This is a genomic window from Cupriavidus basilensis, from assembly GCF_008801925.2.
GTDB lineage: Bacteria > Pseudomonadota > Gammaproteobacteria > Burkholderiales > Burkholderiaceae > Cupriavidus > Cupriavidus basilensis.
Map to the genome: position 1 here is coordinate 1,882,490 of NZ_CP062804.1, position 18,203 is coordinate 1,900,692.

At 66.0% G+C, this 18,203-nt stretch carries 18 protein-coding genes; 10 read left to right on the top strand and 8 right to left on the bottom strand.

Annotated elements, in window-relative coordinates; genetic code table 11:
* Positions 1–116: 116 nt before the first annotated feature.
* Positions 117–587 (bottom strand): SRPBCC family protein, encoded by a 471-nt coding sequence (locus F7R26_RS29215; RefSeq protein ID WP_150985582.1) that lies wholly within the window; start codon positions 585–587, stop codon positions 117–119.
* Between the two features lie 240 nt (positions 588–827).
* Between F7R26_RS29215 and F7R26_RS29220 the strand changes: the two genes are divergently transcribed.
* On the top strand, positions 828–1,568 hold the full coding sequence (locus tag F7R26_RS29220) for a hypothetical protein (protein WP_150985634.1): 741 nt from the start codon (positions 828–830) through the stop codon (positions 1,566–1,568).
* Positions 1,569–1,617: 49 nt separating this feature from the next.
* Here the strand turns inward: F7R26_RS29220 and F7R26_RS29225 are convergent, their stop codons facing one another.
* Complete coding sequence (locus F7R26_RS29225) at positions 1,618–2,250, bottom strand: MlaC/ttg2D family ABC transporter substrate-binding protein (RefSeq protein WP_150985583.1); 633 nt, start codon at positions 2,248–2,250, stop codon at positions 1,618–1,620.
* Positions 2,251–2,305: 55 nt separating this feature from the next.
* Positions 2,306–2,872, bottom strand: a complete 567-nt coding sequence (locus F7R26_RS29230) for a TetR/AcrR family transcriptional regulator (RefSeq protein ID WP_150985584.1) — start codon at positions 2,870–2,872, stop codon at positions 2,306–2,308.
* A gap of 191 nt (positions 2,873–3,063) precedes the next feature.
* Here F7R26_RS29230 and F7R26_RS29235 point away from each other — a divergent pair, with 191 nt between their 5' ends.
* Entirely contained in the window at positions 3,064–3,792 is a 729-nt protein-coding gene (locus tag F7R26_RS29235) for an SDR family oxidoreductase (RefSeq protein WP_150985585.1), read from the top strand.
* Positions 3,793–3,883: 91 nt separating this feature from the next.
* Positions 3,884–4,477, top strand: a complete 594-nt coding sequence (locus F7R26_RS29240; protein ID WP_150985586.1) for a 2-hydroxychromene-2-carboxylate isomerase — start codon at positions 3,884–3,886, stop codon at positions 4,475–4,477.
* A 28-nt stretch (positions 4,478–4,505) separates the two neighbouring features.
* Here F7R26_RS29240 and F7R26_RS29245 read toward each other — a convergent pair whose 3' ends face one another.
* Positions 4,506–5,309 (bottom strand): MetQ/NlpA family ABC transporter substrate-binding protein, encoded by an 804-nt coding sequence (locus F7R26_RS29245; RefSeq protein WP_150985587.1) that lies wholly within the window; start codon positions 5,307–5,309, stop codon positions 4,506–4,508.
* 250 nt (positions 5,310–5,559) lie between these two features.
* On the opposite strand from F7R26_RS29245, the gene F7R26_RS29250 reads away from it, so the two are divergent.
* A complete protein-coding gene (locus F7R26_RS29250; RefSeq protein WP_150985588.1) occupies positions 5,560–5,925 on the top strand; it encodes a hypothetical protein in 366 nt (121 codons plus the stop codon).
* 17 nt (positions 5,926–5,942) lie between these two features.
* Here F7R26_RS29250 and F7R26_RS29255 read toward each other — a convergent pair whose 3' ends face one another.
* Complete coding sequence (locus tag F7R26_RS29255) at positions 5,943–7,127, bottom strand: AI-2E family transporter (protein WP_150985589.1); 1,185 nt, start codon at positions 7,125–7,127, stop codon at positions 5,943–5,945.
* A 276-nt stretch (positions 7,128–7,403) separates the two neighbouring features.
* Between F7R26_RS29255 and F7R26_RS29260 the strand changes: the two genes are divergently transcribed.
* Positions 7,404–8,315, top strand: coding sequence for a YihY/virulence factor BrkB family protein (locus F7R26_RS29260; protein ID WP_150985590.1), 912 nt, complete (start codon positions 7,404–7,406; stop codon positions 8,313–8,315).
* 35 nt (positions 8,316–8,350) lie between these two features.
* On the opposite strand, the gene F7R26_RS29265 is transcribed toward F7R26_RS29260, so the two are convergent.
* On the bottom strand, positions 8,351–9,106 hold the full coding sequence (locus F7R26_RS29265) for a sulfite exporter TauE/SafE family protein (protein WP_150985591.1): 756 nt from the start codon (positions 9,104–9,106) through the stop codon (positions 8,351–8,353).
* Positions 9,107–9,175: 69 nt separating this feature from the next.
* A complete protein-coding gene (locus F7R26_RS29270) occupies positions 9,176–10,159 on the bottom strand; it encodes a LysR substrate-binding domain-containing protein (RefSeq protein WP_150985592.1) in 984 nt (327 codons plus the stop codon).
* Between the two features lie 156 nt (positions 10,160–10,315).
* Here F7R26_RS29270 and F7R26_RS29275 point away from each other — a divergent pair, with 156 nt between their 5' ends.
* The 4 genes from F7R26_RS29275 (at position 10,316) to F7R26_RS29290 (ending at position 15,637) form a co-directional block, all read left to right on the top strand.
* Positions 10,316–11,689, top strand: coding sequence for a D-serine ammonia-lyase (locus tag F7R26_RS29275; RefSeq protein WP_150985593.1), 1,374 nt, complete (start codon positions 10,316–10,318; stop codon positions 11,687–11,689).
* Between the two features lie 52 nt (positions 11,690–11,741).
* On the top strand, positions 11,742–12,722 hold the full coding sequence (locus F7R26_RS29280) for a Bug family tripartite tricarboxylate transporter substrate binding protein (RefSeq protein ID WP_150985594.1): 981 nt from the start codon (positions 11,742–11,744) through the stop codon (positions 12,720–12,722).
* Positions 12,723–12,857: 135 nt separating this feature from the next.
* On the top strand, positions 12,858–14,036 hold the full coding sequence (locus tag F7R26_RS29285; protein WP_150985595.1) for a DSD1 family PLP-dependent enzyme: 1,179 nt from the start codon (positions 12,858–12,860) through the stop codon (positions 14,034–14,036).
* A gap of 74 nt (positions 14,037–14,110) precedes the next feature.
* Complete coding sequence (locus F7R26_RS29290) at positions 14,111–15,637, top strand: amidase (protein WP_150985596.1); 1,527 nt, start codon at positions 14,111–14,113, stop codon at positions 15,635–15,637.
* Positions 15,638–15,674: 37 nt separating this feature from the next.
* On the opposite strand, the gene F7R26_RS29295 is transcribed toward F7R26_RS29290, so the two are convergent.
* Positions 15,675–16,265: a hypothetical protein gene (locus F7R26_RS29295; RefSeq protein WP_150985597.1), complete on the bottom strand. Its 591-nt coding sequence runs from the start codon at positions 16,263–16,265 to the stop codon at positions 15,675–15,677.
* Positions 16,266–16,746: 481 nt separating this feature from the next.
* On the opposite strand from F7R26_RS29295, the gene F7R26_RS29300 reads away from it, so the two are divergent.
* The gene (locus F7R26_RS29300) at positions 16,747–18,201 is read left to right on the top strand and encodes a cytochrome ubiquinol oxidase subunit I (RefSeq protein WP_150985598.1); all 1,455 of its coding nucleotides are present in this window, start codon (positions 16,747–16,749) and stop codon (positions 18,199–18,201) included.
* The last annotated feature ends 2 nt before the right edge of the window (positions 18,202–18,203 follow it).

The window sequence follows — 18,203 nt, forward strand, 5'->3', positions numbered from 1 at the left end:
CCCCGGCAGCAGGCTGCGCCTATTGGACGGCTGCTTCTGGGTGAGGATTCAACCGATCGATGCAACAGATAGCAGTTTGATGAAACCGATCAGCGGAAAGCGCCACCCCGATGAAGTCAGTCATCTCCTGGCTTCCGTTGTCGCAAGTAGGCAGCCATTGCAGCAAAGCGTCGACGCGTTTCCAACTCGAAGATCTTGGCCACGAATGGATCCAGAATGCGCCCCAACAGCCGGGGGCGTAGCTTGATGTTGAACGTGTAAATCAGCTCCGAGGCGCCATGGCCAAGGTCACGGTGTCGCATCGAAGCGCCCCAGAATGCGAACAGGCCGGTAGGGGCAATGGTGGTCGCTGCGGCAGTTCTTGGAGGATCGTAGCTGACGAATTGCGTTCGCATGCCAAGAAGTTTTTTCCAGCCACGACCGAGATTCGTGGTGATGGCACCTACGTGGGGATGCGTCCCGCCGCCCTCCACATAAGCAACCGACAGCAATGTGTCCCATATCAACCGTTTCTCGTGATTATGGAAGGCCTCAAACGCTACGGCGGCAGATGCCGGCATTGTGAGCACGATACGACGCTGAGCCATGATCAGGATTCTTCTATCGTTGCGTGGATTCCCCACTCGCGAAAGTGGGGTTCGAAATCCGCGAGCTACCTGAGACGGCCCGTGGATGATCGCAATACACTACAAGCGGCGAGCTTACCAGCAGGCCCCCGTTCTAACAGCCCTTAGTGTGCGGCATTGACCGATTGAACCCATGGCCAACAGCGGCCGACGCGCTCCGATCCGCTACAGTATCGAGACAGCCGCATGACACTGGTACAGATGAACCACCGCCCTCAACCGCATCCAGCACAAGACCTCCTCACCTCCTATTTCTGGAGCGGCGACGCGATCCGCAGTCGATGCGTCAGTGGCATCGTGCTAACCGGCACAGTCGACGTGCCCGCGCTCCCTGCGCGCCTGCTTGCGGACTGGGCCAGGGAGATATCGTCCCGCATGGTCCTGGAACCCGGGGATGTCGAGGCCATGCCCTTGGCGCGAGCGCGGGCGCGCTGGCCGGACTACGCGCGCTGCGTGCAGGCGGTGTCCAATTGGGCGTGCGCGCTTGGACTGCCCGGGGTGCTTGCCGCCAGCGACGTCGCCCTCATGGCCTGCCGCGGCGCGAGGTATCACCATGACGGCGCGCAGTATGGCGGTGCGGCCTTTTGCAATCTCTTCCTGAGTGAAGACAGGGGCCAGGACTTGCATTTTCCCTCGCTGGATCTTCGAATCCCCCTGTCCCGGGGTACGGCGGTGATATTCGATACCTGCCAGCCCCATGGCGTGATTCAACGCCACAGCAGCGGGTTTAACGCGGGCGACTTCCCGCCCGACCAGGATTGCATCCAGCTATTCCTGACCTGGGAGCTTCCCATCGAAGATACCCATGTGGCGCACGCACTTCAGGTTGCCTTCGACACCGCACCTTCGACCTCATCGCAACTGCATGACGAGCAAGTCTGGCTGAACGATGCAAGGGCTGCTGTGCGCCCGGATTCTGGCCGGTGGTATCGGGCCGACTGATCCTCCAGGTCATGCGGCGGTTTTAGCCAGCATGGCCCCCTGGACTCCCCTACTGCCTGCCAGACACAAGCCGCTCATTGCGCTCGGTCAGCGACTGGATCAGCCCATCCACCCCGCTTTGCTGAATCCTGTCGTTGAATTGCTGCCGGTAGGTCTGCACCAGCCAGGCGCCCAGCACGTTCAGGTCATACACGCGCCAGCCTTCCGGCGTCTTGTGCAAACGGTAGTCGATCTGCACAGGCTGGCCGCTTTTCATATTGGTGGCGACCGTGCGCACCACCACGTCCGTCTCGGCTGGCTCGATGCGCGACGGCGGATACTCGATCTGCTGGTCCGGGCGGAGTTGCGCGATAGCGCCGGCATAGGTGTGGATCAGCAGCAGCTTGAACTGCTCCACCACTTGTTGCTGCTGCGCCGGCGTTGCGGTGCGCCAGTAACGGCCCATGGCGAGCTGCGTGGTGCGGTTCAGATCGGTGTACGGAAGGATGTCCTTGTTCACGATCGTCGTGATGCGCTGGATATCGCCCGGCGCGACCGCGCGGGTGCGCACCTCACGCAGTAGCTGCTGCGTCACGGTCTGGATCAGCGCCTCGGGCTTGGACTTGTCATCGACCTGGGCGCAGGCTGCGCTGCCAAAGGCAAGCAAGGTCGAAACAACGGAAATCAGGATGACGTTCCTCATCGGTGGGGGTCCTGTCTGAATGTGCAGCCCGCATGTTAGAACAAAGCGCGTTGCGCTACACGCGCGAGTCACCCGCACGCTCCAGCATCGTCCGCGCCCCCTTCAATATCTCCCTGGCCACATCCTGGCTGGCCACCGTGCGCGCCAGCATCAGCGCCCCGACGCACTGGGACATGACGCCCCAGGCCGCCTCTCCGCTCCCCAGCCTTAGCGCCAGTTCCAGTTGCATGGCCACCATGCCGTCCTCGCAGGCCTGGCGTGTGTCCACATCGGCGCGGGCGATCTCCGCGCCCAGGCTGGGTAGCGGGCAGCCCGTCTCCGGATGCCGCACATGGCCCATGGTGAGGTAGCAATCCAGCATTCTTGCCAGCCAGGCGCCATCGCCACCCTCCCCGTCAGGCAGCAACAGCTCCCGGCTGCGCTGCAGCTCGCGCTCGATCACTTCGCGCAGCAATGCCTGCTTGGAATCGAAATGGCTGTAGAACGCCCCGCCGGTCAGGCCGGCGGCGCCCATCAGCTGGTCAACGCCGGTCGACGCAAAGCCCTCGCGCTTGACCAGCGCGCCGCTGGCCTCCAGCACCCGCTCGCGGGTGGCAGCTTTGTGAGTTGCGGAATAACGCATTGCAGTTCCTGAGATTGTGCTGGGGCAGATGCCGCTTGACGCGACCCGCATTCATACCATAACGTTCGTTTACTAAACGATCGTTTATCTTATGCCGGATCCACTTCCGATGGAAGCGGCCAGCGTGGGCACGAACGCAGAAAGCCCGCCCGGCCATGGCCGGCGGATCATTCCAAGACTGGAGACAAGTCATGTCCAACAAGAAAGCCATCCTTGTGGTAGGTGCCGGCGACGCCACTGGCGGCGCCATTGCTCGGCGTTTTGCGCGCGAGGGCTATATCGCCTGCGTGACGCGCCGCAGCGCCGACAAGCTCACGCCGCTGGTCGAGCAGATCCGCGCCGAGGGCGGCGAGGCCTACGGCTTTGCCTGCGATGCCCGCAAGGAGGACGAGACGGTGGCGCTGATCGAGCGCATCGAGCGTGAGATCGCGCCGCTGGAGGTGGCCATCTTCAATATCGGCGCCAATGTGCGGTTTTCCGTGCTGGAAACCACATCCCGCGTGTACTTCAAGGTCTGGGAGATGGCCTGCTTCGGCGGCTTCCTGATGGGGCGCGAGGCCGCCCGGGTGATGCTGCCGCGCGGGCACGGCTCGATTTTCTTCACCGGTGCTACCGCCAGCCTGCGCGGGCGCGATGGCATGAGCGCCTTTGCGGGCGCCAAGCACGCCCTGCGCGCGCTAGCCCAGAGCATGGCGCGAGAGCTGGGGCCGAAGAATATCCACGTGGCGCACCTGGTGGTGGACGCCGCCATCGACACCGACTTCATTCGCTCGAACTTCCCCGACCGCTACGCCACCAAGCAGGACGACGGCATCGTCAATCCGGAACACATCGCCGACACCTACTGGATGCTGCACCAGCAGCCGCGCGACGCGTGGACGCACGAGCTGGATATCCGCCCGTGGATCGAGCCGTGGTAAGCCCTGCCGGCCAGAGCCTCAAAGCAATGAAAACCATCAAAGCCATCAAAGGCACCAAAGACAAAACACCACAACAAGCGGAGACGACGACATGAGCAAGCAAGTGGAATTCTATTTCGACTTCGGCAGCCCGTATTCCTACCTGGCCTACAAGGAATTGCCGCGCGTGGCACAGCGCACCGGCGCCCAGATCGTATGGCGGCCCATCCTGCTGGGCGGCGTGTTCAAGGCCACCGGCAACCACAGCCCCGCGGAGATCCCCGCCAAGGGCCGCTGGTCGAAGACCGACACCGCGCGCTGGTCGCGCCGGTACGGTGCCAACCTCCAGCAGAATCCGCATTTCCCGGTCAATACGCTGGCGCTGATGCGCGCCGCGATCGGCTTCCAGTTGCAGGACGAAGCCGCGTTCCACCGCTATGTGGAGACGATCTTCGCCGCCATGTGGGAGCAGCAACGTAACCTGAACGACCCCGCCGAGATCGGCGCCGCGCTCACAGCCGCCGGGTTCGACGCGCGCCAGGTGCTGGGGATGATCGATGACCCGGCGGTGAAGGATGCGCTCAAGCAGGCCACCGAGGCCGCGGTTGCACGCGGCGTGTTCGGTGTGCCAAGCTTTTTCGTCGGCGACGAGTTGTTCTGGGGCAATGACCGCCTGCTGTTTGTCGAGGAAGCGCTGGCCGCATAGCCGGCGCTATCCGCGAAAGAGCGCGCCGTCAGAAAGCCGGCAGGATCGCGCCCTTGAACTGCGTGGCCAGGAAGTCGCGCACTTCCTGCGACTGGTAGGCCGCCACCAGCGGCTTGACCCACGGCTTGTCCTTGTCCTGCGTGCGTACCGCGATCAGGTTGGCATAGGGGCCGCGCAGGTCTTCGGTGGCAATCGCATCCTTGGCCGGGCTGAGCCCGGCCTTGACCGCATAATCGGTATTGATGGAAGCCACGGCCAGGTCATCGAGCGAGCGCGGCAGGATGGCCGAGTCCAGTTCCACGATCTTCAGCTTGCGGGGATTGGCCTTGATATCGAGCGGCGTGGCGTTCTTGCCGTTCTTGCCGACGCCATCGCGCAGCGTGACCAGACCCTCTTTCTGCAATAGCAGCAGCGCGCGGTTGCCATTGGATGGATCGTTCTGGATGCCCACCTTGGCGCCGTCCGGCAGTGCCTTCAGCGACTTGAGCTTCTTCGAGTAAAAGCCCATTGGCGCCACGTACGTCAGGCAGACATTGGCGATCTTGTAGTGCCGCGCCTCGATCTGGCTGTCGAGAAAGGGCTGGTGCTGGAAGCTGTTGGCGTCCAGGTCCCCGGCATCCAGCGCCGCATTCGGCTGCGCGTAGTCGTTGAACTCGATGATCTTCACGTCCAGGCCGTTGCGCTTGGCCACGGTCCGCACGACCTCCCAGATCTGCGCGTCGGGGCCGCTCATGGTGCCCAGGCGCACCACCTGGTCGGCGGCGTGCGCGGCCGGCAACACGATCATGGCGGCGGCCAGGGCGATGGATTTGAATAGACTACGGCGTTGCATGCAGGCTCCACACTCAGGGTTGCGGCGCTTCGCGCGCCGCGCCGATGCGCGGCGGCGCGCAAGCTGGCCGCTGTTATCAAAGCGCGACCGGCACTTGTGATGCCGGCTCGCTTGGCAGCGATGTTAGCGCCGCGGCCATGGGCAGGGAATGAAGGTGTTCGCCTATCGATATGCGCGGCTTGCGCGGCGCGCTCGCAGCTCGGCAGCGGGTAGAATCACGCTCCGGTTTCCTGCAGATATCCAGCCAGCCATGACGCACCCCCCTGCGGCCTCTGCCCCCTACCAGATTCTCTTCGCCTTCACCGCGGCCACGGGCGCGGTGCTGGAAATCAAGCGCCTCGGCTTGCCCGCCGATGCGCCGCGCTCGCGCAAATACCAGTGGTTGTGGATCGCCGCCGGCAATGGCCCGCGGCAAGCGCTGCCGTTGCAGTTTGTGTCGATGAGCCAGGGAGATTGCCAGGTGCGCGAGTTTGCCGAAGGCACGCTGCGTTTTGGCGAGCGGGATGCGGCCATGACGTTGCCGACGGGACAGACGCTGCATCTGCGGGCGTGCGCGGCGGATGCAGTCCCACCCGATGTGGCGGCCCTGGTGGCGCGCTTTGTGGCTGCGGATTAAGCCAACTTAAGCCAACCTTACTCGCCCAGAAACTCCGCCACCACTTCCAGCCCCTCCACATGGTCAGCCACCACCTTGGCAATCACGGCAATGGGAATCGCCAGCAGCACGCCCCAGGTGCCCCATAGCCAGGTGAAGAGCAGCAGCACCACGAACACCGCGACGGCGTTCATCTTGGCCATGCGCCCCGTCATCCAGGTGGTCACCAGCGCGCCGATCAGCGTGGCGACCAGCAGCGAGCCGCCTGCCGCCATTGCCGCCAGCGCGAAGTCGCCCGACTGCATGAAGGCGGCAAGACCGATGCAAACCGCAATGAGCACCGCACCGAAGTAAGGCACCAGATGCAACGCCGCGGCGGCCAACGACCACGTGCCGGCGTTATCCACTTGCAGCCATTTCAGCAGGAGCCAGGTCAGCGCACCCACCATGGCGTTGGTGACCAGCAGCATCACCATATAACGCTGGATCTGCCGGTTGATCTCGTCGAGCATGTGCACGCTGATCTTCTTCTGCGACAGCGTGGTACCCGCCATCTTGATGAACTTGCGCTTGAACATGTCTCCGGACACCAGCATGAAGAAGGCGAGGAACAACACCACCGCGGCCTGCGCGGCGACGGCAAAGACGCCGACCGAACCTGCCAGCAGCATATTGTTGAGCGAATCCCCGGCGCGCTCCACCACGATCTGGGAGCCACGCACGGGCGGCCCTTGCCCGGTGCCACCCAGCACCGTGGCCGCGCGCCGGATCTTTTGCACCATCGAGTCGTCGCCGCTGAGCAAGGCGCCCACGGAGCGCGACAGCTTGGTGGCCACTTCCGGCAAACGGTCGATCAGGCCGGCAACCTGATCCTGCACCAGGTATGCGCAGCAGACCACGCCGGCCAGCAGCGCCAGCAACACCAGCGAGGCGCCGAGCACGCGCGGGATGCGCCGTCCGCACAGCAAGGTGACCAGCGGATCAAGCATGTACGCGACGACCACCGCAAGCACCACGGGGATCACGAAAGCGCTGGCCAGGTGCAGCGTGTAGAGCGATGCGAGCACCGCGAGGATGGTTAGTGCCAGGTCGCCGCGCCTGGCCGGGACGACGGGAAGGGTTGCGGCCAGTGCAGGCTGGGTCGCCGATGCGCCCGCAGCTGCGGCGTCAGCGCAGACAGGCGACTGGTTTTGCGCAGCGGGGCTGGCGTTCAGATCAGCCATGGGATTGCGGTTCCTGTCGAGATGGTCGCGTGCGTGTCGCGTGAATGCCGGCGAGGCAATGGGCAATGGGCAATGGGCAATAGGCATGCGCGCATGGCGCGCGCCAAGCCTTATCCAAGCATAGTCTTGCCTGCCGGCGTTTCTGTCGGAGAATGGCGCAAGCCTGTGTAGGACAACCACGGCTTGCCGTACGGCGCGCGATGCGCCACATTGAGAGAACACGGATGCGCCGCGAAAGTGACCTCACTGCCATGACGAACTGACCCATCCCCTGCCATGCAGATACTCGACGCGCGCGCCCGGCTGGTGCTGAAACACCCATGGCGCTTCGTACTGCGCACGCTCCGCCATTTCCGAGCCAACCAGGGCTTGCTGCTCGCGGGCGCGGTCGCGTACTACGCCTTGCTGTCGATCGTGCCCTTGCTGATCCTGATGGTGATCGCGCTGTCCCATGTGATCGAGCCGCAATCGCTGCTGGCCACCTTGTCGCGCTACCTGGAATGGTTGCTGCCGGGGCAATCCCGCGCCTTGGTGGACGAGCTGGCCAACTTCCTGGCGAACCGCGGGGTGATCGGCTGGGTGCTGCTGGCGAGCATGATCTTTTTCAGCTCGCTGGCGTTCACGGTGCTGGAGAACGCCATGTCGGTGATCTTTGTGCACCGGGTGGCGATCCGCCGCCGCCACTTCCTGGTGTCGGCGGTGCTGCCGTACTGCTACATCGTCGTGCTCAGCATCGGCCTGCTGCTGGTGACGGTGGTCTCGGGCAGCCTGCAGGCCTTAGGCGCGCGGCATGTCGAAGTGCTGGGCCATGACCTGTCGCTGGACCGTGTCTCCGGCACCCTGCTCTACCTGCTCGGGCTGGCCGGGGAGATCCTGCTGCTGGCCTCCATCTACCTGGTGATGCCGGTGGGCCGCCTGTCGGTGCGCCATGCGCTGATTGGCGCGGTGAGCGCCGCGCTGCTTTGGGAGATCTCGCGGCACGTGCTGGTCTGGTACTTCGCCACGCTGTCGCAGGTGAGCGTGGTGTATGGCTCGCTCACCACCGCGATCGTCGTCCTGCTGAGCCTGGAAATCGCCGCCACCTTGCTGCTGCTCGGGGCGCAGGTGATCGCGGAATTCGAGCGCGGCGGCTCTGACGCGCCAGTGCAGGCGGAGGCGGAAACCGAAACAGAGACCTTTCACACCTGAGCCGCCGCGCGCACGGCCCAGGGCTCAGTGGCCAATCAGTGCAACGTGCCCAGCAGCTTCGGCAGCGAGGCAGACAGCAGCGCCACGCCGGATGCGGTCAGCAGGCTCAGCACGATCCTGCGAAATGCGATCTCGCTGATGCCGATGTACAGCCGCGCGCCAAGGATGCTGGGCACCAGCATGGCCGGCCCCACCACCAGGAACATGGGCAACATGTCGCGCGTGACGATGCCGGTGCCGACATAGGTCGCCATGGTCACCGCCAGCGTGGCCAGGTTGAAGTTCTGGATGATGGCGCGCTGCTCGTCCTTGGCCAGCCCGCGCAGGGTGCACCACAGCGTGGGGATGACGCCGGTAAAGCCGCCGATGCCGCCCATGATGCCCCCGGCCGCGCCGATCACGCCATCAGCCACCCGCCCGCCGGCCCGGATGTGGGGCAGTTGCCTGGACATCAGCATCAGCGGACACCAGATGACCAGCAGCCCGCCCAGGCAAGCCTTGAACACGCTGGGATTGAGCGCAGGCAGGATCGCCACGCCGATGGGAATGCCCAGGATGCCGCCGGCCACGAAGGGCAGCAACTGCCGAGGCGAAAAGCTGCGCCGCACCGTCACCGCCGCCACCACCTGCCCGGTCAGCGAGCCGAACACCGCCATCGTCGCTGCCAGGCGCGGCTCCACGGTCCAGACCCAGAAGGACATGGCCACCATGCCGAAGGCAAACCCGGACAAGCCTTGCACGAAGCCGGCCACGACGGCGCCCAGCGCCAGGATCAGGACAGGAAATTCCATCGGTGACTCGAAAGCTCGAATGCTTGAATGCTCGAAAGTCGCAAACTATGCAGGGGATTGAACGCTTTGTCACCTGAGCGCGGCCTTCGCGCTGCGTGCCTGCACATCGAGCACCTTGGCCCGCGCCGCTTCGAAACGCGCGCCCTCGGCAGCCAGCCAATCCTCCACCGTGGCGATAGGCGACGTCTGCCCATGTGCGCAGACGAAGAAGTAGGACGCCTGCGAGCGCGCATGGATGCCGAACAGGTCAACCAGCCGGCCGGCCTCGATATCTTCCAGCACCAGCGCCGAGCGCCCCATCGCGATGCCCTGCCCGGCCAGCGCCGCACCCACGGCCAGCTGCGACAGGTTGAAGCGCTGGCCCGCTTCGAGTTCGCCCACCTCTGCCTCCACCCCCGCCACCTGCAGCCAGTGGCGCCATTCCTCGAAGGCTTGCGCGCCGTCCCACGGGCTCACGTCGTGCAGCAGCCAGGCACCCCTCAGGTCCTGTGGCCTGCGCAACTCGGGATGCGCGGCCAGGAAGGCGGGGCTTGCCACCGGCAGCAGCCATTCGTCGAGAAACAACCGCGCCTTGAGGTCGTCATAGCCGCCCAGGTCGAAGCGCACGGCGGCGTCGATGCCATCGCGCACCATCCGGGTGCGGTCCAGCGCGTGGAACTCGCCGTAGACGCGCAGGCCCACCTCGGGGTGATCACGGAAAAAATCGCCCAGCCGCGGGGTCAGCCAGCGCATGGCAAACGACGGTGCGCAGCTCAGCGCGATGGGGCCGGTCTCGCGCGGCTTGCGTAGCTGGGTGAGCGTGCCCTCGATGGCCTGGAAGGACTCGCGCAGCACAAAGCGCAACCGCTCGCCTTCGGGCGTCAGCACCAGCGCGCGCGGCGTGCGCAGGAACAAGGGCCGGTCCAGCCACTGCTCCAGCTGCTTCACCTGCTGGCTGACCGCGCCCTGCGTCACGCACAGTTCCGTGGCCGCGTGGGTGAAGTTGCAATGGCGCGCCGACGCCTCGAAGCAGCGCAGCCAGCTCAGCAAGGAGGACGATAACAAGGTGCTCATGACAAGGCACTCATAAGTGCCCGCCGATACGCACGTCCGCCCTCAGGTTTTCATTAGTCAAACTAATGCCTCGCTAAATATAAATGGATTGCCAGCGCATCCGCGCGGGCCAACAATGAAGTCACCCAGGAACCCGCAGCAGCCTATCCCTTTGCGATGAACCAGCCTTTAGCCACGAACCCATTAACCGCAACCAGCACGGACAATGCCGCAGCGCTGCGCGCCAGCCTGGCCGCCGCCACGCCGCTGCTCTGGTGCAATCCGGCGCGCGCCGCGACGCCACCGCCGGTCCAGGCCGCCGGCGGGCACAGCATTAGTCTAGCTGATGTCGAGGCCGCACAGGCGCGCTTTGCCCGCTTTGCCCCGCTGCTATCGGCGCTGTTTCCCGAGCTGGCCGAGACCCATGGCGTCATCGAGTCGCCCCTGGTCGCCGCGGCGTCGATGCAGGCAGCCCTTGGGTTGCCAGACAGCCAGGGCAGGCTGTGGGTCAAGGCCGACCACAGCCTGCCGGTGGCAGGCTCCATCAAGGCACGCGGCGGCATCCACGAGGTGCTGGAGTTTGCCGAGAACCTGGCGCTGCGCCATGGCCTGCTTGGCCCTGGCCGCAACGGGCCGGAGCATTACCTGGCTTTGGGGGAGCCGGCGGTGCGCGCCTTGTTCGGGCGCTACCAGGTGGCGGTGGGTTCCACCGGCAACCTTGGCCTGAGCATTGGCGTGATGGCCTCGGCGCTAGGTTTTCGCGCGGCCGTGCATATGTCGTCGGATGCAAAGGCATGGAAGAAGGCGCGGCTGCGCAACCGTGGCGTGGAAGTCGTGGAGCATGCTGGCGACTACGAGGACGCCGTCGCCGCCGGCCGCCGCCAGGCGCAGCAGGACGAGTTCACCTACTTCGTGGACGACGAGCGCTCGCTGTCGCTGCTGCTCGGCTACAGCGCCGCGGCGCTGCACCTGCGCCAGCAACTCGCCGCGCAGGCGATCCCCGTCGATGCCGACCACCCGCTCTTCGTCTACCTGCCTTGCGGCGTGGGCGGCGCGCCGGCCGGCATCACCTTCGGCATGCGGCAACTGTTTGGGCCGCACGTGCACTGTGTGTTTGCCGAGCCGACCCAGTCGCCCTGCTTCCTGGTGCAGATGATGGCAGGCACAGGCAATCCGTCCGTCTATGACTTCGGCCTGAGCAACCGCACGCAGGCCGACGGGCTAGCCGTGCCGCGGGCTTCGGAGCTGGCCGCAGCCGTCATGCGCCCGCTGCTGTCCGGCGTGTTCACGGTGGCCGACGATACCCTGTTCGAACACCTGGCCATGGCATGGCACACGCAAGGGCTGCGCATCGAGCCCTCTGCCGCGGCCGGCTTCAGCGGGCCGCGCCTGCTGTGCGAGAGCGCGGCGGGGCGCGACTACCTGGCCCGGCACCAGCTCGAAGCCACGATGCCGCAAGCCACGCATCTGGTGTGGACCACCGGCGGGCTGTTCGTGCCGCCAGCGGAGTACCAAGGCTTTCTGGACAAGGCGGCCGCGCTCGCCGCCTGAGCCGCTAACCGCCAGCATCCATTCCCCCATCGTCGCACGCAGGAGAGTCAGCATGAAACCCGTCCATACCTTCAAGCTTGCATGCCTGGCCGCCTGTTGCCTGGCGGTGCCCGCCGGCAGCGCGCTGGCCCAGGCCTACCCCACGCACCCGATCCAGATGGTGATCCCCTTCCCGCCCGGCGGCGCCACCGATGTGATCGGCCGGCTGCTGGCCAAGAAGCTCGGCGACCACCTGGGCCAGACCGTGGTGATCGACAACCGGCCGGGCGCCGGCACCATCGTAGGCGCCGGGCTGGTGGCCAAGGCAGCGCCGGATGGCTACACGCTGCTGGTCAGCTCGGGCACCACATTCACGGTCAATCCGGCCATCCATCCCAAGCTGCCCTACGACCCGCTCAAGAGCTTCGAGCCGATCGGGCTGACCGGGCGCACCGGCCTGATCCTGCTGGCCAACCGCGATGTGCCGGTCAACAACCTCAAGCAGCTCGCGGCAGCGGTGAAGGCGACACCCGGAAAATTCTCCTACGGCTCGTTCGGCACGGGTACCACCGCGCAGTTCGCCGGCGAGATGCTGCTGAACGATCTTGGCATCAAGATGCTGCACGTGCCCTATCGCGGCAGCTCGCCGGCCATGACCGACCTGATCGGCGGCCAGATCCCGTTCTCGGTGGATACCGTCTCGGCCGCCGTGCCGCAGATCCGCGCCGGCAAGGTCAAGGCCATTGCGGTCACCACCGCCAAGCGCTCATCCCTGCTGCCCGACGTGCCCACCGTGGCGGAAAGCGGGTACCCGGGTACCGATATGGATACCTGGCTGGCCGTAGTGGCGCCGCGCGGCCTGGCGCCCGAGGTGAAGGCGAAGCTGGAAAAGGCGCTGGCCGAGACCATGGCCGACCCGGATACGCGCAAGAAGTTGCTGGACAATGGCTTCGAGCCGTCCTACGGCACGGGCGCGGAGGTGACCGCGCTGATCACCAAGGAACTGCCGCGCATGCGCGCCATTGCGCAGCGTGCCAATATCACCGCGGACTGAGCGCACGCAGATGGCCCGTGGCGGGCTTGGTTTGACAGCGCCCGCCTCCAGCCCACATCATCGCAAGCACCGCCGCCCCCGAGGCGGCGCCATGCCCTCCAGAACGATCCGAGACAGCCCAAGACAGCCCGATATATGACGCTCCCCGATTCCACTTCCGCCACCCTGCAGCTTGACGCCTGCGCCGTGGTCGGCCAGCCCGCAGCCGCCATGGACACGCCGGCGCTGATGCTCGACCTCGATGCCTTCGAGCGCAACCTGGCGCAGATGCAGCAGGCCGCCGACCGCGCCGGGGTGCAACTGCGCCCGCATGCCAAGGCGCACAAATGCCCGGAGATAGCGCTGGCGCAGATCGCGCGCGGCGCGGCCGGCATCTGCTGCCAGAAGGTCAGCGAGGCGCTGCCGTTCGTGCAGGCGGGGGTCAGGGACATCCATATCAGCAACGAGATCGCCGGGGCGGCAAAGGCCGCGCTGCTGGCCCGCCTGGCGCGGCATGCACGGATGAGCGTTTGCGTGGATGATGCGCGCCAGGTCGCCGCGCTGGCGCAAGCCGCCGCGCAGGCAGGCAGCAGCATCGGCGTGTTCGTCGAGATCGACGTGGGCCAGGGACGCTGCGGCGTGGCTGACGCGCCTGCCGCGCTGCGCCTCGTTCAAGCCATCGGCGCGCATCCGCAGCTAGCGTTCCGCGGCTTGCAGGCGTATCACGGCGGCATTCAGCATGTGCGCGATTACACTGCGCGCCGGCAGGCCGCGGCCGATGCCGCGGCGCGTACCGCCGCCATCGTCGCCGAACTGGCCGAGGCCGGCGTGGCTTGCGCCACCGTGACGGGCGGCGGCAGCGGCAGCGTGGAGTTCGACCTGGAGAGCGGCGTCTATACCGAAATCCAGCCCGGCTCCTATATCTTCATGGACGCTGACTACGGCCGCAACGACTACAGCGGCGCGCTGCGTTTCGAGCACAGCCTGTTTATCGCCACCACCGTGATGAGCGTGGCGGCGGCAACGCGGCCCTCGCCGCGCGTTGTGCTGGACGCGGGCCTGAAATCGATGGCGGTGGATTCAGGCCTGCCACTGGTGTGGGGCGCCAATGGCCAGGACCACGCGCTGGCCTATGTGGCGGCCAACGACGAGCACGGCATCATCGAGCCCGTGCCCGGCACCAGCGCGGCGGGCCTGCCGGGCCTCGGCAGCCAGGTGCTGCTGGTGCCTGGCCATTGCGACCCCACCCTCAACCTGTACGACGAGATCGTTGGGGTGCGTGGGCAGGCCGTGGCCTGCTTGTGGCCGGTGTCGGCGCGCGGGCTGAGCCGCTAGCGCGATTCGCATGCCACGCCGCCGCACCTGCCATGCCGGCGCGGCGCTTCCCCCTACCTGCCAGAGAATTCACCATGACCCAGACCGATAACCTGCTTGCCCAATCCGCCGTGGCGCTGCGCCGCCTGATCGGCAGCAAGGAGATCTCGCCCGTTGAACTGCTTGAGGCGTGCATCGCCCGCATCGAGGCGGTCAACCCCTTTATCAACGCCGTCACCGCCACCTGCTACGAGCGCGCCCGCGAAGAAGCCCGCGCAGCCGAGCGCGCCGTGCTCGACGACGCGCCGCTGGGCCTGCTGCACGGCCTGCCGCTGGGCGTGAAGGACCTGGAAGCCACGGCCGGCCTGCTCACCACCTATGGCTCGCCGCTGTACCGCGACAACGTGCCCAGCGCCGACAACGTGCTGGTGGCCCGGCTGCGCGCGGCCGGCGCCATCGTCACCGGCAAGACCAACATCCCGGAGATGGGCGCGGGCGCCAACTCGCGCAACGCGGTGTGGGGCGCCACCGGCAACCCCTTCAACCCCAACCTGAATGCGGGGGGATCCTCGGGCGGCTCCGCTGCCGCGCTGGCGACCGACATGCTGCCGGTCTGCACCGGCTCGGACACCGGCGGCTCACTGCGCATCCCCGCGGCCAAATGCGGCGTGGTGGGCTTCCGCCCGTCGCCGGGCGTGGTGCCGAGCTCGCGCAAGCTGCTGGGCTGGACGCCCATCTCCGTGGTCGGCCCGATGGGCCGCACCGTCGCCGATGCCTGCCTGCAACTGGCGGCCTCGGCCGGCGTGTCGGCCAGCGACCCGCTCACCTATGCGCTCGACCCGATGTCATTCCTGCTGCCAGGCAATGTCGACCTGGGCTCGCTGCGGGTGGGCTGGACCGAGGATTTCGGCGTGTGCGCGGTCGACAACCAGATCCGGCAGGTCTTTCGCGACAAGATCGCCGCCATGCGGCACCTGTTCCGCAGTTGCGACGAGATCCGGTTCGACCTGGGCGACGCGCACCGCTGCTTCGACGTGCTGCGCGCCGAGAGCTTTGTCGCCGGCATGCACGAGGCCTATCAGCGCGATCCGCAGAGCCTGGGCCCGAACACGCGCGCCAACTATGAGATGGGCGCGGCCATGTCGCTGGTCGACAGCGCCTGGGCGCAAGCCGAGCAGACGCGCATCCTGGGCCGCTTCCAGGCCGCCTTTGAAGATTACGACGTGATCCTGTCGCCAACCACGCCGGTGTCGCCATTCCCCTGGACCAGCCTCTACGCCGAGACCATCAATGGGGAAAAGCAAGAGAACTACTACCGCTGGCTGGCCCCTACCTACGTGGTCACGCTCACCACCCACCCCGCCATCAGCCTGCCCTGCGGCCTGGACCATGCCGGCATGCCGTTCGGGCTGCAGGTGGTGGGCCGCTTCCGCGCCGATCACCATACGCTGGGTGTGGCGCATGCCATGGAGCAAGCCTTTGCAGGATCCGAGGCGCTGCGCCGTCCGCTGCCGCGGCTGGACCAGTTGCGCGCGGCGCAGCCCGGGCTGAAATCGATCGTCACCGCACCGCCGGTGCTGGATGGCGCGTCGGGCGGTGCCGCTTCGATATCGGCCGTCTAGCGTAGCCCCCGCAGCCCCTGCAGCCCGCGCGCCAGCGCTACTTTCCGGCGGCAGGCTCCACGGATACCGCCACGGCTTCGGTGTACACGGCCTGGACCTGGTCGCCCTTCTTGATGTTCTTCATCTGCTCGGGGTCCTCAACCATCAGGTCCAGCGTATTGCCCTTAGGCCCTCTCAAGGTAACCATCTTGGTCTTGGCATTGATCGCAACGACATCGGCCAGGACCGTCACCTCGCGCCCGGCCGTGCCACCCGGCCTGGCACCCGGCGCGGACCGGTCCATCGACTCATGCTCGCTGACCGCACTCTTGCCGCCGCCCTGCTTCTTGAGCGTCAGGGTGATGGCTTCCTTGTACTCGGCGGTCACCACGTCGCCGACCTTCAACTGGTCGAAGTTGCGGGCCTCCTCACCCACCACCAGACTGACCACCTTGCCCGTCTTGTCCCTCAGCGACACTGTCCTGGTGGCCGCTTCGATGGCAACCACCGTGGCCGTGACCCTGGCGGTCCCTGACATGGTGACCTGGCCCGGTGCTTTCTTGACCTCAACCTGGGTTTCGGGCTGGGCCAGCGCCGAACCCGCCATCACCGCCAGCGCGGCCGCGACCAGAAAATGCTTGCTGTTCATTCTGCTCTCCTTGACACACCAGTGGTTCCTCCCCTAAGAGTGGGTTCCATGGCAGGCGAAGACAATGGGACCTTGGTCCAACGCGTTGCCAAGTCGGGACTGGCTGGTCTGAACGCGCATGGAAGGCACTTCCCAGGACACTTCCCTCAAATCTGATCCGGTCTTTTTCTGAGCTGTTGCTTCTGTTATCCACCGCAAGCTACCGGTAGGATGGTGTCCATGGCACGCCGCCAACTCCCAGCCTCACTGCTGCCCCATCCATGGACATCCCTGCATCAGACCCGGCCGCCTCGGCGGGTTTCCTTTTGCGAGCAACCTCCCCCGGCCTTTCGCCACGTCAGTCAGCCCACGAAAAAGCGCACCTCTATGCGCTCGGCCTGTGGTCTACTCTATGTATGCGTGCGCCTGAAACGCAACGTGAATGGACCGCACCCGAACTGGCCGGCCAAGCCCGTTCCCAATGCCCCACGGAGATCACGACATGTTTGGCTTGAGCGCGCTCGACCTGGCACGGATCCAGTTCGGTTTCACGATTTCCTTCCATATCATCTTCCCGGCCATCACCATCGGCATGGCGAGCTACCTCGCCGTGCTGGAAGGCTGCTGGCTGCGCACGCAGAACACGGTCTACCGCGACCTCTATCACTTCTGGTCCAAGATCTTTGCCGTCAACTTCGGCATGGGCGTGGTTTCGGGGCTGGTGATGGCATACCAGTTCGGCACCAACTGGAGTTTCTTCTCGGACTTCGCCGGCAGCGTGACCGGCCCTTTGCTGGCCTATGAGGTACTGACCGCGTTCTTCCTGGAGGCCGGCTTCCTGGGCGTGATGCTGTTCGGCTGGAGCCGGGTCGGCCCCGGGCTGCATTTCTTCGCCACGCTGATGGTGGCGCTCGGCACCCTGATCTCGGCAACGTGGATCCTGGCCTCCAACAGCTGGATGCAAACCCCGCAGGGCTACGAGATCGTCGATGGCCGGGTGGTGCCGGTGGACTGGCTGGCGGTGATCTTCAACCCGTCGTTCCCGTACCGCCTCTTGCATATGAGCGTGGCGGCTTTCCTCGCCACCGCGCTGTTTGTTGGCGCCTCCGCCGCCTGGCACCTGCTGCGCCAGCGCGATAACCCGGCCATCCGCAAGATGCTGTCGATGGCCATGTGGATGCTGCTGATCGTGGCGCCGATCCAGGCCGTCATTGGCGACATGCACGGCATCAACACGCTCAAGCACCAGCCGGCCAAGATCGCCGCGCTCGAAGGCCACTGGGAAAACCACGGCGACGAGCCGCTGCCGCTGATCGTGTTCGGCTGGCCCGACATGGCACGCGAGGAAACCCGCTTCGCGGTGGAAATCCCGCGCCTGGGCAGCCTGATCCTCACCCATAGCCTGGACGGCCAGATCCAGGGCCTGAAAGAGTTCGCGCCGCAAGACCGGCCCAACTCCACCATCATCTTCTGGAGCTTCCGCGTGATGGTGGGGCTGGGCATGCTGATGATCCTGCTCGGCCTCTGGAGCCTGCTGCTGCGCCGGGGCGGCAAGCTGTTCCGCGCGCGCGCGTTCCTGCGCATGGCGCTATGGATGGGCCCGACCGGGTTGATCGCGATCCTGGCCGGCTGGTTCACCACCGAGATCGGGCGCCAGCCCTGGATCGTCTACGGCGTGATGCGCACCGCCGACGCGGTCTCGCCGCACGGCGTGCCGGAACTGGCGTTCTCGCTCGCGCTGTTCGTGGTGGCTTATTTCTTCGTCTTCGGCGTGGGCATCGCCTACATGATGCGGCTGGTGCGCAAAGGCCCGGTCGAGCACGAGGGCGATCCGGAACCCGACGGCGGACACGCCGTGGAAGGCACGCCGGCGCGACCGCTCTCCGCGGTGGACGATCCGGGCGACGTACCTGGCGCGGTCGCTTCCACCAACCGCCTGGCCGATAGCAGGAGCTGATC

Excerpts from the sequence above, each read along its gene's own strand:
- F7R26_RS29265 (WP_150985591.1), bottom strand. The coding sequence starts at position 9,106 with ATGGAATTTCCTGTCCTGATCCTGGCGCTGGGCGCCGTCGTGGCCGGC.
- F7R26_RS29280 (WP_150985594.1), top strand. The coding sequence starts at position 11,742 with ATGAAACCCGTCCATACCTTCAAGCTTGCATGCCTGGCCGCCTGTTGC.
- F7R26_RS29215 (WP_150985582.1), bottom strand. The coding sequence starts at position 587 with ATGGCTCAGCGTCGTATCGTGCTCACAATGCCGGCATCTGCCGCCGTA.
- F7R26_RS29295 (WP_150985597.1), bottom strand. The coding sequence starts at position 16,265 with ATGAACAGCAAGCATTTTCTGGTCGCGGCCGCGCTGGCGGTGATGGCG.
- F7R26_RS29220 (WP_150985634.1), top strand. The coding sequence starts at position 828 with ATGAACCACCGCCCTCAACCGCATCCAGCACAAGACCTCCTCACCTCC.
- F7R26_RS29300 (WP_150985598.1), top strand. The coding sequence starts at position 16,747 with ATGTTTGGCTTGAGCGCGCTCGACCTGGCACGGATCCAGTTCGGTTTC.
- F7R26_RS29275 (WP_150985593.1), top strand. The coding sequence starts at position 10,316 with ATGAACCAGCCTTTAGCCACGAACCCATTAACCGCAACCAGCACGGAC.
- F7R26_RS29245 (WP_150985587.1), bottom strand. The coding sequence starts at position 5,309 with ATGCAACGCCGTAGTCTATTCAAATCCATCGCCCTGGCCGCCGCCATG.
- F7R26_RS29285 (WP_150985595.1), top strand. The coding sequence starts at position 12,858 with ATGACGCTCCCCGATTCCACTTCCGCCACCCTGCAGCTTGACGCCTGC.
- F7R26_RS29230 (WP_150985584.1), bottom strand. The coding sequence starts at position 2,872 with ATGCGTTATTCCGCAACTCACAAAGCTGCCACCCGCGAGCGGGTGCTG.
- F7R26_RS29250 (WP_150985588.1), top strand. The coding sequence starts at position 5,560 with ATGACGCACCCCCCTGCGGCCTCTGCCCCCTACCAGATTCTCTTCGCC.
- F7R26_RS29260 (WP_150985590.1), top strand. The coding sequence starts at position 7,404 with ATGCAGATACTCGACGCGCGCGCCCGGCTGGTGCTGAAACACCCATGG.
- F7R26_RS29225 (WP_150985583.1), bottom strand. The coding sequence starts at position 2,250 with ATGAGGAACGTCATCCTGATTTCCGTTGTTTCGACCTTGCTTGCCTTT.
- F7R26_RS29270 (WP_150985592.1), bottom strand. The coding sequence starts at position 10,159 with ATGAGCACCTTGTTATCGTCCTCCTTGCTGAGCTGGCTGCGCTGCTTC.
- F7R26_RS29235 (WP_150985585.1), top strand. The coding sequence starts at position 3,064 with ATGTCCAACAAGAAAGCCATCCTTGTGGTAGGTGCCGGCGACGCCACT.
- F7R26_RS29255 (WP_150985589.1), bottom strand. The coding sequence starts at position 7,127 with ATGGCTGATCTGAACGCCAGCCCCGCTGCGCAAAACCAGTCGCCTGTC.
- F7R26_RS29240 (WP_150985586.1), top strand. The coding sequence starts at position 3,884 with ATGAGCAAGCAAGTGGAATTCTATTTCGACTTCGGCAGCCCGTATTCC.
- F7R26_RS29290 (WP_150985596.1), top strand. The coding sequence starts at position 14,111 with ATGACCCAGACCGATAACCTGCTTGCCCAATCCGCCGTGGCGCTGCGC.